A 14,787-nucleotide genomic window follows, 5' to 3' on the forward strand; every position below is an offset into this window, starting at 1 on the left:
GTGTCAAAATTATGGCACATCAAGGTTATACGGTAGTACAATAACAAAGAAGCAAGAAGTATTCCTTTTCATTGCTTCAAGTTAGGAGATTGAAATGGCAGGCATTTTAGATTCGGTTAATCAGCGAACGCAACTCGTAGGTCAAAACAGGCTGGAGTTGTTGCTGTTTAAGTTAAAAGGCAGGCAGCGGTTCGGAATTAACGTATTTAAAGTACGTGAGGTTTTACAATGTCCTAACTTAACGGCAATGCCAAAATCTAATCATTATGTTAAAGGTGTGGCGCACATACGTGGGCAAACAATTTCAGTTATCGATCTTTCTTTAGCTATCGGTGGCCCTGGGATCCAAGATACAAAAGATTGTTTTATTATCATCACTGAATATAACCGTTCAGTGCAGGGCTTTTTAGTCGACTCGGTTGAGCGTATCGTTAATATCAACTGGGAATCAATTATGCCACCGCCGTCAGGTTCGGGCCGTTATTCGTATTTAACTGCAGTAACTGAAATCGAAAAGGAACTGGTTGAAATACTGGATGTAGAAAAGATCCTGAATGAAATTTGCCCAGTAAACACTGAGGTGAGTGCTGATTTGGTTTCAGATGGTGAGATGCAAAAAGACCTTGGCGAACGTATTGTATTTATTGCCGATGATTCGACAGTTGCGCGAAACCAAGTGAAACGGGCGCTTGAGCCATTAGGCGTGCAAACTGAGGTGGCAAAAAATGGACGCGAGGCGCTAGTTCGCCTGAAAGAAATTGCCGAGAAAGATTGTCAAAGTGTGGTCACTGAACGAGTAGCGCTACTTATTTCAGACGTAGAAATGCCAGAAATGGATGGGTATACGCTAACAGCCGAACTAAAGGCTGATCCCAGAACAGCACCGCTTCATGTTATATTACATACATCACTCAGTGGTGTATTTAATCAGGCGATGGTTGAAAAAGTCGGAGCTGATGATTTTATTGCGAAGTTTAACCCAGATGAGTTAGCTACTGCGGTTAAAAAGTGGGTTCATGAAGATTAGACCAGCGAGTAATAAACTTGAACAAAAACTTAGATGATAAAGAATATCAGCAATTTAAAAGCTTTTTAGAGCAGCAATGTGGCATTGTGCTAGGTGACAATAAACAGTACCTAGTAAAGAGTCGTCTTGCACCTTTAATGGCAAGGTTTGATGTCGACTCTTTATCAGAATTAGTGACTAAAACGCTTAGCCCGCGTGAACGTCAGTTAAGGGCTGCAGTTGTTGATGCAATGACAACTAATGAAACCCTGTGGTTCCGTGATACATATCCATTCGAATTGCTTAAGAATAAACTTTTCCCTGAACTTTCGGAGCTGCGTAGACCTATTAAAATTTGGTCTGCTGCAAGTTCTTCAGGGCAAGAGCCGTATTCAATCGCTATGAGTGCCGCTGAATTTAAGCAGTCAAAGCCAGGGGCGCTAGCGGGTGTCAATATTGTTGGTACAGATATATCTAACACCATGTTAGATATCTGTAAAAATGCTGAATACGATTCGCTTGCGCTGGCACGTGGCCTTTCACCTGAAAGGCGTCGCAAGTTTTTTACGGATTCAGATCACGGTATGGCAAAAGTGAACGATGATATAAAGCGGATGGTGAGCTTTCGCCACTTAAACTTGTTAGATTCGTATGCACTTATGGGGAAATTTGAAATCATTTTTTGTCGTAATGTATTGATTTATTTCTCACCGGAAGTTAAAGCAAAAATTATTAAACAATTCCACCAAGCCCTTAGCCCTAAAGGGTATTTATTTCTAGGCGCGTCAGAATCTATGACCGGATTAAGCGAGGATTTTGAAATGATCCGCTGTAATCCAGGTATCATTTATCAAAAAAAATAATTAGTCAGTAGCTCTGGCTTACTATTTGCATAACTTCTTCAAAGTCACTTTTTTGGAGAAGTTATGGCTATCAGTTTTGACAGAGCACTCGGCATTCATCCGCAAGCTACTCTTGCTCGTTCGCAAAGAGCAGAAGTGCTAGCAACTAATATTGCTAACGCAGATACGCCAAACTACAAAGCGCGAGACATTGATTTTTCAAAAGCCCTTGAACAGGCTAAATCGAGCCAATCCAAGCGCTTGTCGACCACTCACGAAAAACACTTCGATCTTTCTATTAATAGTTTAGAAAGTAACACCTTGTATCGAGTACCCACTCAGCCTGATACCGGTGACGGTAATACTGTGGATATGCAGGAAGAACGTAGTAAGTATGTTCAAAACGCAATGGAGTACCAAGCGAGTATTAACTTTTTAGGCGGTAAGTTTAAAGGCTTGAAAAAAGCACTAGGTGGGCAAGGGGCATAATTATGAGTCTATATAATGTATTTAACATTTCTGGTACTGGCATGAGTGCACAATCTGTGCGTTTAAATACGACTGCAAGTAATTTGTCTAATGCTAACTCAGTGAGTTCAAGTGCGGACGAAACCTACCGTGCGCGTCATCCTGTTTTTTCTGCAGAATTGAGCAAAGCGGTTAACGCGCAACAAGGTGAAGCGGTTGGAGTAAAGGTGCTTGGTATTGTTGAAAGTGACAAACCGCTTAAGCGTGAATTCAATCCAGAGCATCCGCTGGCTGATAAAGATGGCTTTATCTATAAGCCGAATGTCAATGTTGTGGAAGAAATGGCAAATATGATTTCGGCATCACGTAATTACCAAACCAATGTTCAAGTAGCTGATGCAGCGAAGCAAATGCTGTCTCGTACTCTGCGCATGGGTCAAAACTAATAGGAGCTGATCATGACAACAAACGTTAGTAACGACAGTTTTATTGATTCAGTTAAATGGAAAACACCTACAGGTGTTCCTGAACAAAATGATAACGATCAGCTAAAACAAGAAGATTTCTTTGCATTGTTAACGCAGCAGTTATCGTATCAAGATCCGACAAAACCTGCGGATAACGATCAGATGATTGCGCAAATGACAAGCTTTTCGATGGCTGATGGTATTAGCCAACTGAATGCAAACTTTGAAAGCTTTGCTTCAACGATGACTTCGAATTCTGCACTACAAGCATCAACATTGGTTGGTAAAGATGCACTGGTGCCATCAACGGTACTTGAACTGAGGGATGGCAAAACATCTACAGGTAGTGTGGCGCTGGATACCTCTGCTCATGATGTCACCGTAAAAATCAAAAATGCAGCGGGTGAGGTTGTTCGCACGCTGGATATTGGTTCGAAGACTGCGGGCGCAGCAAAGTTTGAGTGGGATGGCAAAGATGAAAGCGGTAATCCGTTGCCACCTGGCAATTACGCGATGACAGCGGAAGGACGAGTCGCAGATGGTGAGTATATGAGCTTTCCAACTGGAGCGTTTTTGAACATTTCAAGTGTTAGTTTAAAAGGCACACATGGCTTGGTACTTAACACGGGCGCTGGTTCGATTAATTTAAGTGATGTTGTCGAAATCGCTCAAGGTTAATCTTGGCATTAAAGTTGAATAAATAACTCCGAGTAAGCAGTTTCCTAACAATCAGGACTGCGAGTTTAAGAGGTGAATTATGAGTTTTAATATTGCATTGACGGGATTAGCTGCGGCACAAAAAGATCTCGATGTAACAGCAAACAACATTGCGAACGTAAACACAACAGGTTTTAAAGAGTCACGGGCTGAATTCGCAGATGTATATGCTGCGTCGGTATTTAGTTCGGGCAAAACAAAAAATGGTGATGGTGTGCAAACTACGGTTGTGGCACAACAGTTTAACCAAGGTTCATTACAGTTTACTCAGAATGCGCTTGATCTTGCGATTACCGGCGAAGGTTACTTTGCGATGACTGATTCATTATCATCGCAAGATTATACTTACACGCGTGCTGGTGCATTCAAACTTAACAAAGATAATTTCGTTGTAGATGCACAAGGGAATTTTTTACGTGGTTTCCCTGTAGACCCATCGAACGGAGATACAACATCCGTCAGTTTGAGTACGGCAACTCCGATTCAAATTCCTGATGCATCAGGTGCACCACGTGCAACCAATAATGTGTATACTTCATTTAACTTAGATGCCGGTGCAACCCAGCCTACAGTAGCGCCATTTAATCCAAAAGACTCTGCTACGTTTAACGCATCAACGTCTACGACGGTATATGATTCACTTGGTGAACCGCACGTTATGCAGTTCTATTTTGTAAAAACAGGTACAAATAATCAGTGGAATGTTCACGCTACATTAGGCGGACAAGAGTTTGATAGTACAGGTACTAACCCACCGGCAGGGCCACTTGCAACATTTACATTTGATTCAAGCGGTTTGCCTCAAGCTCCTGTTACTGCGCCTAATACCACATTTGACCCTGTTTCATTAACAGCGACTAACTTATCAAGCCTTTTAACAAACGGTGCGGCTTTTCCAAATGATGTAAATATCAATTGGCGCGACGAAGTAGGTACTGCACAGAAACAACCTACTCAGTATGCCAGCCGTTTTGAGGTAAAAGCACTTGAACAAGATGGTGCGACGGTGGGGCGTTTAACGGGTATTGATATTGGTACCGATGGTAAGATCGTTGCGTCATACAGTAACGGTGATTCAACCTATATTAGCCAAGTGTCTATGGTACGATTTGCTAATTCACAAGGTTTATCTCAGGTAGGTAATACAGCGTGGAAAGAAAGTTTAACATCAGGCGAGCCAATAGCAGGTGAACCGGGTTCGGGTACATTAGGTACGATTAATTCAAGTGCGCTCGAGCAATCTAACGTAAACTTAACCAACGAACTTGTTGATTTAATTTCCGCGCAGCGAAACTTCCAAGCAAACTCACGAGCTTTAGAAGTTAACTCAACACTGCAACAAAATATCTTACAGATCCGCTAATTTAGTTAGCGTAATTCACTTCTTTATCGGGCTGATTTTTCAGCCCTTTTTTATTCTATTTGTTATTTCTTAATAGCGTCAATTTTCAATCATTGCGATTGGCATCATTTTTGCTCTACCTAACTATTAGTGATCATTTTTAGGTCGAGTCGATGGATAAATTACTTTATGTCGCTGCATCGGGCGCTAAACAAAATATGCTGGGCATTGCAGTTAAAGCTAATAATTTAGCTAATGCAAAAACCACTGCGTTTAAAGCTGATTTAGAGCAAGCTCGTTCTATGCAGGCTTTTGGTGAAGGCTTGCCAACACGCGTGTTTGCGATGGAAGAAAGACCGGGTTCACGCTTGAGTGCTGGAGCCTTATCTATGACCGGACGTGAACTTGATATTGCAGTTGGTGAAAACGGTTGGCTCGCTGTGCAAGATGCAAATGGTGACGAGGCCTACACTCGTTCAGGCAATTTACGCATGAGTGAAACAGGGCAGCTATTTACAGCTAATGGCTTACCAGTAATCGGTGAAGCGGGGCCTGTTATTTTGCCAGTGCCGATTGAAAAAGTACAAATTGCCAAAGACGGCATGATCCAAGTTAGGCCGCAAGGCGCACCAGCAAATTTTATTGAAGATATCGACCGCTTAAAGTTGGTCAGTGCGTATGGTGTTCAACCTTTAGAAAAAGGGTTGGATGGCTTGTTTAGAAATAAAGATGGGGCGGAACTGGATACCGACCCAAATATGACAGTAACCAGCGGTGCATTAGAAATGTCTAATGTGAACCCAGTTGATGAGATGGTGGGAATGATTTCACACCAACGTCAGTTTGAGTTGCAAGTCAAAATGATGAAAACCGCAGAGAAAATTGACGAAAGCCAAAGTTCTCTTATGCGAATTTATTAATGGTTTTTGGAGGTTAGTATGCATCCTGCATTGTGGATCAGTAAAACAGGTATCGATGCGCAGCAAACCGATACGTCTGTAATTTCAAATAACTTAGCAAACGCGAGCACCGTAGGGTACAAAAAAAGCCGTGCGATTTTCGAAGATTTGCTTTATCAAAACATTAATCAGCCGGGGGGGCGCTCATCGCAAGATACGCAGCTGCCATCGGGTTTAATGTTAGGTGCGGGTTCTAAAGTAGTTGCCACGCAAAAGAATTTCTCACAAGGAAATATGCTAACAACTGATAACTCGATGGATTGGATGATTCAAGGTCAGGGCTTTTTTGAAGTTGCGATGCCGGACGGTAGTCTTGCCTATACGCGAAATGGCCAATTTACTACGGATGAAGAAGGTCGCATTGTAACATCGGGCGCGGGTTATCCATTGCAGCCAGAAATGAATGTCCCTGACGATGCACAGCAGATTATTGTATCGCAAGATGGCGAAGTGTCAGTACGTATCGCTGGGCAAGCAGACAATGCAGTAATTGGTCAGCTCACCATTTCTGATTTTATTAATCCATCAGGTCTTGAGCCTATGGGACAAAACCTCTATACAGAAACCGCAGTAAGTGGCGCACCTGTGCAAGGTAACCCGAGCGTGGATGGACTAGGTGTGATTGTGCAGGGCTCTCTTGAAACATCAAACGTGAATGTAACCGAAGAGTTGGTAAATCTTATTGAGACGCAGCGCGTTTATGAGATGAATTCAAAAGTCATCTCTTCGGTTGATGAAATGTTGAGTTACATTAATCAGCAGCTTTAATAGGTGGTTAGCATGAGTAAGTTACTATTAACATTGATCGGCAGCGTACTTTTAAGCGGTTGTGTGACAACAGCAAACCGCTTCGTCGAACGTGATGATCCGTATTATGCACCGCTGTATCCTGAAGATACCGATGTGTCGCAGGTAAACACGGGGTCACTTTATAATATACATTACTCAAATGACCTTTATTCAGACCAAAAAGCGCTGCGCCAAGGTGACATTATTACCGTAGTGCTGAGTGAATCAACTCAGGCGTCAAAAACTGCAAAAACGGAAACTGACCGAGAAACGGACTTTGCACTATCACCGGTTACTGGATTTGGCGGTAATGCAGTTACGATCAATGGTGATGCGTTGCAATACGGTGTTGGTTCAGAGGGCTCATATAAAGGCGATGCGAAGTCAGATCAGTCAAATAGTCTAAACGGTAATATTTCAGTTAATGTGATGCGTGTATTACCAAACGGTAATTTAGTTATTCGCGGTGAAAAGTGGCTTACGCTTAATACCGGTGAAGAATTTATTCGTTTAGAAGGCATCGTTCGTCCGAAGGATGTTAGTGCTGACAATATGGTGATGTCTACCCGTATTGCAAACGCACGTATTCAGTACTCTGGTAAAGGGGCACTGGCAGATGCACAAGAAGCAGGCTGGTTAGCCCAGTTCTTCTTAAGCCCATTAAACCCTTTTTAGGAGGTCGCATGCGTAATTTTGCTATTGGTTTTATCGCGCTTCTTAGCCTTTTTAGTTTCCCAACAACAGCAGAACGCATTAAAGATGTGACTGTTGTTGAAGGGGTACGTAGTAACCAGCTTGTTGGTTATGGTTTAGTTGTTGGTTTGCCTGGCACAGGTGAAAAAAGTAGCTTTACCGAGCAAAGTTTTAAAGCCATGCTAAGCAGTTTTGGTATCACGTTACCAGCAAACTTAAAGCCTAAGATTAAGAATGTGGCAGCAGTAGCTGTACATGCAGATTTACCGCCGTTTGTGAAACCGGGTCAAACAATCGATGTAACCGTATCGTCAATTGGCAGCGCATTAAGCTTGCGCGGTGGTACATTAATTCAAACCTTTCTAAAGGGCGTTGATGGCAATGTGTATGCAATTGCACAAGGCAGCATGGTGGTTAGCGGATTAGGCGCCGAGGGTGCTGATGGCAGCAAGGTATTAGTAAATACACCAACTGTAGGACGTGTTCCAAATGGCGCGATTGTCGAACGTGCGGTCGCATCGCCGTTCAACCAAGGTGATCACATTACATTTAATTTGCACCGTCCTGATTTTTCTACTGCAAAAGCCTTATCTGATACGATTAACGATTTAGTAGGCCCAAATACTGCCACAGCAATGGATGCAGCGTCGGTTAAAGTGTTAGCGCCACGCGACCCAGCGCAGCGCGTAGCTTACCTTGCTACTTTAGAAAATCTTGAATTCGAACCAGCTGATAACAGTGCAAAAATTATCGTTAATTCGCGTACAGGCACTATCGTGATTGGTAAAAATGTTACTTTAGAACCCGCAGCAATCACCCATGGTGGATTGACTGTCACGATTGCAGAGCAGCAAAACGTTAATCAACCCAACGCACTTGCTGGTGGGCAAACGGTTGTTACCGAACAAAGCATTATTGATGTTGCCCGCGATGATACCCGTGCTTTTGTGTTTGACCCAGGTGCGAGTTTAGATGATCTCGTGCGAGCGATTAACGAAGTCGGCGCGGCGCCAGGTGATTTAATGGCAATACTTGAAGCGTTGAAAGAGGCGGGCGCAATAAGTGGCCAACTAATCGTGATTTAAGTTTACAGATTGTTACTTGAGCCCTGCATTGCAGGGCTTTTTTGTTTAGCGCTTTAATTTTATTTCCTTGGCTTGATTTTTGCATTGGTTTATCAGTGTGTTTCGTAGCCAATTTATTGAATGAGAGCTGACTTATGGATGGTAACAACATAAATCATCAACAAAGTTTCTTTGACTTGAGTAACTTAGATTCTTTACGTCAAGAAGCGCTGCAGGGCGATCCTGATAAAAAAGCGCTTAAGCAAGTCGCAGCTCAGTTTGAATCGATTTTTACCCAAATGCTATTTAAAAGTATGCGTAAAGCCAACGAAGCATTTGAAGACGAAGATAGCCCGTTTAATGAAAGCAGCGTTAAATTTTATCGTGATATGCACGATCAACAGCTTTCTATGGAACTTTCACAAAGTGGTGCATTAGGGCTTGCCGATATTATTGTCCAGCAACTTTCACCCACGCCAGGAAAATACACCCCTGCAAGTTTGTTTTCATCAAGCCAAATTGCGCCAATGCAAAAGCCTTCATTGAATACTGCAAATACAGATTCATCAAAACAGATAAATACTACAGGTGAAGAAACAGCCTTTGATAATGAGCAGTCGTTTGTTTCTGAGCTTTGGCAGCACGCTAAAAGCGCAGCTGAAAAAATAGGGTTAAGTCCTGCTGTTATGTTGGCGCAATCTGCGCTTGAAACAGGCTGGGGAAAACATGTGATTACTAAAAGTGATGGGCAAAGCTCAAATAATTTTTTCAATATTAAAGCTGACCGCGCATGGCAAGGTGATAAAGCTGCTAAAGCTTCGCTTGAATTTGAACAAGGCGTCGCTGTTAAAAAACAATCTAATTTTAGAGCGTATAACAGCATTGCTGAAAGTTTTGATGATTTTGTTAACTTTTTACAGCAAAACCCACGCTATCAATCAGCACTTAAAACAACGTCAGACCCATCTCAGTATCTTGATGAATTACAAAAAGCAGGGTATGCCACTGACCCTAATTATGCAGACAAAATTAAAGATGTGCTAAAGCGCAGTGAATTTACGCAAGCACTCAACGCTGTCGCTTCAGGAATAAATGTAAACGATATGATGAAAAGTTCGATAACAAGTTTAGGAGGCACTAACTAATGTCTTTTAATCTACTTAATATTGCAAACTCAGGTGTACGTGCAAGCTCAGAGTTACTGCAAACTACCAGTAAAAACATTACCAACGTCAATACCGAAGGTTATGTTCGAGAGCGCACAGAACATAGAACACTGTTCGATAATCAAGTTGGACTTGGGCAAACTTTCCGCTTAGTGAATAGTTTTGCACAAGAGCAGCTTAATCGCGATATTTCCAATGCGGCTTTTTACAACCAAATCGTTAGCGAGTCCGCGCGAGTAGATAGTCTATTTGCTGAAGAGTCTAATAGTCTCGGAACGAGCATCAACTCGTTGTTTGGCTCGTTACAAGATAGTTTAAACCAACCATCGTCTAATGTTAGCCGTTCCCTGTTTTTTAGTAATGCCCAAGGTTACATCGATCAGCTTAACCGATTATCGGGTATCGTTTTTGATCAAAAAACCATCGTTAACGATCAGCTCGAGATCTATGCGAATGAAGCTAATTCACTTATCACTAAGATTAGCGAGCTAAACTTATCAATTGCATCGGGAACATCGGGGCCTGATGGCAGTGCTCTAAATAGCACTATCAATCAGCGTGATTTGGCAATTAAAGAGCTATCTGAATATATAGACATTGAAACACTTGATGGTCCAAATGGTGAAAAACTGGTGTTTATGGGCACGGGTGAAGCTGTTGTAATGGAAGATGGCGCGTTTAACTTATTTTCAATTTCTGGTGATCCTGATCCCAATTTTAAAGATTTAAAATTAGATGTGGATTCAGGCAAAGCCATTCCGCTTGAAGTCAATACCAGTGTACTAAAAGGAAAAATTGGTGGGCTACTAGCTTACCGTGAGGAAATACTGATTTCGTCACAAAACAAGTTAGGCCAATTGAGCCTAGCAATGGCGGATGCATTCAATCAGCAAAATAGGCTTGGATTAGACGGCGATGGCGAACTTGGTGGCGATTTATTTACCATTCCAACCGCTGGTGCTTATTCCTATGCAGCAAACACGGGTACGGCTCAAGTAAGTGGAACCATTGAACCGGGTAAAGGTAGTGAATTACCGCCAAATGATTTTTTAATTGAATATACAGCAGTGAACCAAATTACAGTTACTGCGCTTGATTCATATGGCGATCCAATTGGTACACCTATTGTTGCAGCTGTTGCTGCTGGGCAGGCTAATTCGGGCACAGCGGTAGGCGGAGAGCTTTTTGGTTTGCAAATTAATGTAGGAGCTGGCGCTGCAGTTGGTGATAAATTTGAACTTAAACTTAACTCAGAGGCATCGACGAGCTTCGAGCTTGCAACCATGCGACCGGAAGATTTAGCGTTAGCTTCACCGATACGCACTAACAGCGACTTAGCTAACAGAGGATCAGGTAATATAGCGTCAAGCACTGTTTCTGACACCACTGCACCAGGATTTAATCCAGGTCCACCGCCAGCTTTAGCCAATGGCACCATTACACTAACTAAAACGGCAAACCCTAATGAGTTTACAATTACAGATGGTGCACCACCCGTAACGAATACGGTTGTTTTAACACCGCCTTATGACAATGTTTTGGCACAAGCAGGTGCACCATACAATACCTATGGTTTTGATTTTAACCTTGAAGGTATAGCAGAAACGGGTGACTCATTTACGATTGAGTTTAATACTGATGGCTTTGACGATAGCCGAAACGGTCTTTTACTGGCAGAAATTCAAAATCGAGAGTTAGTTAGGTCAAGTGCTATCGTAACCAATGGTGATAACCTCACTAAGATTAATGAAGCATACGGTAATATAGTGACTGATGTTGGTATGAAAACTGCGCAAGCTAAAACCAATCAAGTGGCATTTGATGCGTTAGCTAATCAATCTAATGCGTGGTATGAGTCGATTTCAGGTGTCAATTTAGACGAAGAAGCGGCTAATTTATTACGTTATCAACAATCTTATGCAGCAGCGGCAAAAATCTTAAGTACCGCAAGCACAGTATTTGACACAATTCTTAATGCAGCGAGGTAGTCGAGATGCGTTTATCGAATAATATTATGTATCAAAATAGCCTCGATAGTATTTTAAGTGGCCAAGAGAAACTTGTAGATTCTCAACTAAGAGTGAATACGCAGAAAAAAGTACTAACAGCAGCGGATGATCCCGCCGCTATGGCACAAGCGAACTTGATTACGAAAAAACTAGAACTGAATGACCAGTTTGACAAGAATATGAGTTTCTTGCGCGGGCGCTTAGAAGTAGAAGAAAATGCGCTAAAAAGTATGAATACGCAAATAGAGCGAGCACGCGAACTTTCTATTCAAGCTGGTAATGGTGCATATACTCACACTGATCGTGAGGGTATTAGTAAAGAATTAGCTGAAATTCAAAAAAGTTTACTTGATTTGATGAATACGCGCTCTGAAGATGGGCGTTTTATTTTCTCTGGTTTTCAAGATAGTAAAGCGACTTATTCTTACGATAGTGCTAGTCAAACTTATACATACAACGGCGATCAGGGTAACCACTCGATTCAAGTTGCTACTTCAACTTATATTCAAGCTACTGACAATGGCGCAGATTTGTTTGAAAAAACCAAAGCGCGGCTAAATGTTGCCAGTAATGCGATGACGATATTGCCTGGGGCAATTACCGCGGGCAGTGTGTATGTTAAGCAACAAGCTGAATTTGACCAATTTCACGCTAACTATTATGACCCGCTTACACCCGCAAATAATACTTTCAATGTAGTCGTTACGGCTGGCGCACCAGATCAGTACGAGATCAGACAAAATGGCTCGCCACTGGTACCTGCTGTCACAGGAGACTTTACCGGTGAGTCAATAGAATTTGCTGGCATGGAGATATCGCTGCAAGGTGCTGCGCCAGGGCAAGCTGATTTTACATTAGAACCTCCAACTAACAAGAACATTCTAAACACATTAGAAGAGCTTATTTCGGTACTTGAAAATCCTGCAAGTACGCAGGTTCAGTTACAAGAGACGCTTGCAGATTCAGTTGTTGAATTAGATAATGCGCAAGAGGCAATTACTTTCACCCGGGCAAGTATTGGGGGGAGATTAAATGCCGTTACAAGGAATGAAAATGCCAATTCTGGAGAGGAAATAGTAAACGTTGCCACTAAGGCAAGTTTGTTAGAGGCCGATATGGCTGAAGCAATCAGCGAGTTAAAGAAAAATGAAACCGCGCTACAGGCCGCTCAAGCGACATTTGGCCGAGTTTCAGGATTAACTTTGTTTGATTACATATAAGTTGGCACGTTTAATGCTTTTAAGTTAGTGCGTCAAAGACGCAACTTAGTGCAAACGTTAAAGTTCGCTTTAACAAAGCACTTCCCGTCATGAGAGCCGGGAGTACTAACAGTAGCGCAAAGAAGGAGAGAGCTTTGCGCCACTGTATTCTAACTTAGGAGAAAAAAATGGCTTTATATGTAAATTCCAATATAACGTCACTTAATGCTCAAAGGCAGTTAGCGAACTCAACCAATGCATTAAGTACATCGTTCCAACGTTTATCATCAGGTCTTCGTGTTAATAGTGCAGCAGACGATGCGGCAGGTTTGCAAATAGGTACTCGTTTACAATCGCAAGTAAATGGTGCAAACCAAGGTGCACGTAACGCAAATGATGGTATTTCACTGTCGCAAACAGCAGAAGGCGCTTTAGAAGAAACAACCAACATGCTACAGCGTATGCGTGTTTTATCCATTCAATCGGCAAATGGTTCAAACACTGATTCAGACCGTGAGGCACTGCAAAAAGAGTTTTCTGAATTACAATCTGAGATTGATCGCGTTGCAACTGATACAACATTTGGTGGTGTAAATATCTTAAATGGTACTTATGACACAGACTATCAAGTCGGCCCAGATGCCAATCAAACGATTCAAGTGAAAATTACCACTAATATGAATACAACAGGGCTTGCACTTTCTGATGATTCAATCAGTACTGCAGCTGGTGCTCAAACTGCAATCGCAGCGCTTGATGATGCGCTATCGACAGTTAATGCAGTGCGTGCAGATCTGGGTGCGAAACAAAACCGCTTTAGTTCAACTATTCGTAACTTAAAAAGTGTTGCTGAAAACGTTTCAGCGTCAAAATCTCGTATTATGGATACGGACTTTGCAGCAGAAAGTGCAGCATTGGCGCGTAATCAGGTTCTACAACAAGCATCAAGCTCAATGCTGGCCCAAGCTAACCAACAACCTCAAATCGCGTTGTCACTACTTCAGGGATAATCGCTTTAAAGCCCTTGATTTATCAGGGGCTATAAATTTTATTAACTTTTCTCTAAAGTCATCCCCCTTGTTGTCGATATCTTAATCAAACGAGTTGTTTGGCGGTCAATACCGCAGATAGAAGAGGGCGAGAATCATGGCTTTATATGTAAATTCAAACATCACATCATTGAACGCACAGCGTCAATTATCGAATTCAACAAATGCGTTAAGCACGTCTTTTCAGCGTTTATCATCAGGTTTACGTGTTAACAGTGCAGCGGACGATGCGGCCGGTTTACAAATTGGCACACGTTTACAATCGCAAGTAAATGGTGCAAATCAAGGCGCACGTAACGCGAATGATGGTATTTCACTAGCGCAAACAGCAGAAGGTGCACTAGAAGAAACGTCAAACATGTTGCAACGTATGCGTGTTTTATCGATTCAATCGGCGAATGGTTCAAACACAGATTCAGACCGTGATGCACTACAAAAAGAGTTTGCTGAATTATCGGCAGAGATAGACCGTGTAGCAAGTGATACAACGTTTGGTGGTGTAAACATCTTAAATGGTACTTACGATACAGACTATCAAGTAGGGCCAGATGCTAACCAAACGATTCAGGTGAAAATTACCACCAACATGAACTCAACGGGTCTTGCACTTTCAGATGATTCAATTAGTACAGCAGCAGGTGCGCAAACAGCGATTACAGCACTAGATGATGCTTTATCAATCGTAAATGGTGTACGAGCTGACTTAGGTGCGAAGCAAAACCGTTTTAGTTCGACTATTCGTAACTTAAACAATGTTTCAGAAAACGTATCGGCGTCGAAATCACGCATAATGGATACAGACTTTGCGGCGGAGAGTGCAGGTCTTGCACGTAACCAGGTGTTACAGCAAGCATCAAGCTCAATGTTAGCTCAGGCAAATCAACAGCCACAAATCGCATTGTCGCTAATTGGTTAACACTCTCTCCTAGTTAATTAAGTTAGTACTCCCTCTCATATAAAAACGGCCAAATGGCCGTTTTTTACTTTTCGTTAAAAAAAATTAAAAAAAGCTAAAGG

The 14,787-nt window shown here is 42.2% G+C and carries 15 protein-coding genes; all 15 read left to right on the forward strand.

Annotated features, from left to right (window positions below):
• Nucleotides 1-94 precede the first annotated feature (94 nt).
• The 15 genes from PSPO_RS03880 to PSPO_RS03950 all read left to right on the forward strand — a co-directional run bounded on the left by PSPO_RS03880 (nucleotide 95) and on the right by PSPO_RS03950 (nucleotide 14,686).
• The gene (locus PSPO_RS03880) at nucleotides 95-1,027 is read left to right on the forward strand and encodes a chemotaxis protein CheV (protein WP_010560742.1); all 933 of its coding nucleotides are present in this window, start codon (nucleotides 95-97) and stop codon (nucleotides 1,025-1,027) included.
• Nucleotides 1,028-1,044: 17 nt separating this feature from the next.
• Complete coding sequence (locus tag PSPO_RS03885; RefSeq protein WP_010560741.1) at nucleotides 1,045-1,869, forward strand: CheR family methyltransferase; 825 nt, start codon at nucleotides 1,045-1,047, stop codon at nucleotides 1,867-1,869.
• A gap of 63 nt (nucleotides 1,870-1,932) precedes the next feature.
• Nucleotides 1,933-2,337, forward strand: coding sequence for a flagellar basal body rod protein FlgB (flgB, locus tag PSPO_RS03890; protein WP_010560740.1), 405 nt, complete (start codon nucleotides 1,933-1,935; stop codon nucleotides 2,335-2,337).
• 2 nt (nucleotides 2,338-2,339) lie between these two features.
• Nucleotides 2,340-2,762: a flagellar basal body rod protein FlgC gene (gene flgC / locus PSPO_RS03895; protein ID WP_010560739.1), complete on the forward strand. Its 423-nt coding sequence runs from the start codon at nucleotides 2,340-2,342 to the stop codon at nucleotides 2,760-2,762.
• 12 nt (nucleotides 2,763-2,774) lie between these two features.
• Complete coding sequence (locus PSPO_RS03900) at nucleotides 2,775-3,461, forward strand: flagellar hook assembly protein FlgD (RefSeq protein ID WP_010560738.1); 687 nt, start codon at nucleotides 2,775-2,777, stop codon at nucleotides 3,459-3,461.
• Nucleotides 3,462-3,540: 79 nt separating this feature from the next.
• Nucleotides 3,541-4,863 (forward strand): flagellar hook protein FlgE, encoded by a 1,323-nt coding sequence (gene flgE / locus PSPO_RS03905; protein ID WP_010560737.1) that lies wholly within the window; start codon nucleotides 3,541-3,543, stop codon nucleotides 4,861-4,863.
• A gap of 152 nt (nucleotides 4,864-5,015) precedes the next feature.
• Nucleotides 5,016-5,762 carry a flagellar basal body rod protein FlgF gene (locus PSPO_RS03910; protein WP_010560736.1) on the forward strand — a complete coding sequence of 249 codons (747 nt, stop codon included), beginning with the start codon at nucleotides 5,016-5,018 and terminating at the stop codon, nucleotides 5,760-5,762.
• Between the two features lie 18 nt (nucleotides 5,763-5,780).
• The gene (gene flgG, locus PSPO_RS03915) at nucleotides 5,781-6,569 is read left to right on the forward strand and encodes a flagellar basal-body rod protein FlgG (RefSeq protein ID WP_010560735.1); all 789 of its coding nucleotides are present in this window, start codon (nucleotides 5,781-5,783) and stop codon (nucleotides 6,567-6,569) included.
• Nucleotides 6,570-6,581: 12 nt separating this feature from the next.
• The gene (gene flgH / locus PSPO_RS03920) at nucleotides 6,582-7,265 is read left to right on the forward strand and encodes a flagellar basal body L-ring protein FlgH (protein WP_010560734.1); all 684 of its coding nucleotides are present in this window, start codon (nucleotides 6,582-6,584) and stop codon (nucleotides 7,263-7,265) included.
• Nucleotides 7,266-7,273: 8 nt separating this feature from the next.
• Nucleotides 7,274-8,368 (forward strand): flagellar basal body P-ring protein FlgI, encoded by a 1,095-nt coding sequence (locus PSPO_RS03925; protein WP_010560733.1) that lies wholly within the window; start codon nucleotides 7,274-7,276, stop codon nucleotides 8,366-8,368.
• A gap of 134 nt (nucleotides 8,369-8,502) precedes the next feature.
• Entirely contained in the window at nucleotides 8,503-9,492 is a 990-nt protein-coding gene (flgJ, locus tag PSPO_RS03930) for a flagellar assembly peptidoglycan hydrolase FlgJ (RefSeq protein WP_010560732.1), read from the forward strand.
• A complete protein-coding gene (locus PSPO_RS03935) occupies nucleotides 9,492-11,501 on the forward strand; it encodes a FlgK family flagellar hook-associated protein (RefSeq protein ID WP_010560731.1) in 2,010 nt (669 codons plus the stop codon). Before flgJ ends, PSPO_RS03935 begins: the two co-directional genes overlap by 1 nt.
• A gap of 5 nt (nucleotides 11,502-11,506) precedes the next feature.
• On the forward strand, nucleotides 11,507-12,742 hold the full coding sequence (gene flgL, locus PSPO_RS03940) for a flagellar hook-associated protein FlgL (RefSeq protein ID WP_010560730.1): 1,236 nt from the start codon (nucleotides 11,507-11,509) through the stop codon (nucleotides 12,740-12,742).
• Nucleotides 12,743-12,909: 167 nt separating this feature from the next.
• The gene (locus PSPO_RS03945) at nucleotides 12,910-13,731 is read left to right on the forward strand and encodes a flagellin N-terminal helical domain-containing protein (RefSeq protein ID WP_010560729.1); all 822 of its coding nucleotides are present in this window, start codon (nucleotides 12,910-12,912) and stop codon (nucleotides 13,729-13,731) included.
• A 136-nt stretch (nucleotides 13,732-13,867) separates the two neighbouring features.
• Nucleotides 13,868-14,686: a flagellin N-terminal helical domain-containing protein gene (locus PSPO_RS03950; protein ID WP_010560727.1), complete on the forward strand. Its 819-nt coding sequence runs from the start codon at nucleotides 13,868-13,870 to the stop codon at nucleotides 14,684-14,686.
• Nucleotides 14,687-14,787: the final 101 nt, after the last annotated feature.

The sequence above is a fragment of the Pseudoalteromonas spongiae UST010723-006 genome, assembly GCF_000238255.3.
Lineage (GTDB): Bacteria > Pseudomonadota > Gammaproteobacteria > Enterobacterales > Alteromonadaceae > Pseudoalteromonas > Pseudoalteromonas spongiae.

What these genes read in the sequence shown, in the direction of transcription:
- flgG (WP_010560735.1), top strand. Translation starts at nt 5,781, where the DNA reads ATGCATCCTGCATTGTGGATCAGTAAAACAGGTATCGATGCGCAGCAA.
- flgB (WP_010560740.1), top strand. Translation starts at nt 1,933, where the DNA reads ATGGCTATCAGTTTTGACAGAGCACTCGGCATTCATCCGCAAGCTACT.
- flgC (WP_010560739.1), top strand. Translation starts at nt 2,340, where the DNA reads ATGAGTCTATATAATGTATTTAACATTTCTGGTACTGGCATGAGTGCA.
- PSPO_RS03880 (WP_010560742.1), top strand. Translation starts at nt 95, where the DNA reads ATGGCAGGCATTTTAGATTCGGTTAATCAGCGAACGCAACTCGTAGGT.
- PSPO_RS03900 (WP_010560738.1), top strand. Translation starts at nt 2,775, where the DNA reads ATGACAACAAACGTTAGTAACGACAGTTTTATTGATTCAGTTAAATGG.
- PSPO_RS03945 (WP_010560729.1), top strand. Translation starts at nt 12,910, where the DNA reads ATGGCTTTATATGTAAATTCCAATATAACGTCACTTAATGCTCAAAGG.
- PSPO_RS03950 (WP_010560727.1), top strand. Translation starts at nt 13,868, where the DNA reads ATGGCTTTATATGTAAATTCAAACATCACATCATTGAACGCACAGCGT.
- PSPO_RS03935 (WP_010560731.1), top strand. Translation starts at nt 9,492, where the DNA reads ATGTCTTTTAATCTACTTAATATTGCAAACTCAGGTGTACGTGCAAGC.
- flgE (WP_010560737.1), top strand. Translation starts at nt 3,541, where the DNA reads ATGAGTTTTAATATTGCATTGACGGGATTAGCTGCGGCACAAAAAGAT.
- flgL (WP_010560730.1), top strand. Translation starts at nt 11,507, where the DNA reads ATGCGTTTATCGAATAATATTATGTATCAAAATAGCCTCGATAGTATT.
- flgH (WP_010560734.1), top strand. Translation starts at nt 6,582, where the DNA reads ATGAGTAAGTTACTATTAACATTGATCGGCAGCGTACTTTTAAGCGGT.
- PSPO_RS03925 (WP_010560733.1), top strand. Translation starts at nt 7,274, where the DNA reads ATGCGTAATTTTGCTATTGGTTTTATCGCGCTTCTTAGCCTTTTTAGT.
- PSPO_RS03910 (WP_010560736.1), top strand. Translation starts at nt 5,016, where the DNA reads ATGGATAAATTACTTTATGTCGCTGCATCGGGCGCTAAACAAAATATG.
- flgJ (WP_010560732.1), top strand. Translation starts at nt 8,503, where the DNA reads ATGGATGGTAACAACATAAATCATCAACAAAGTTTCTTTGACTTGAGT.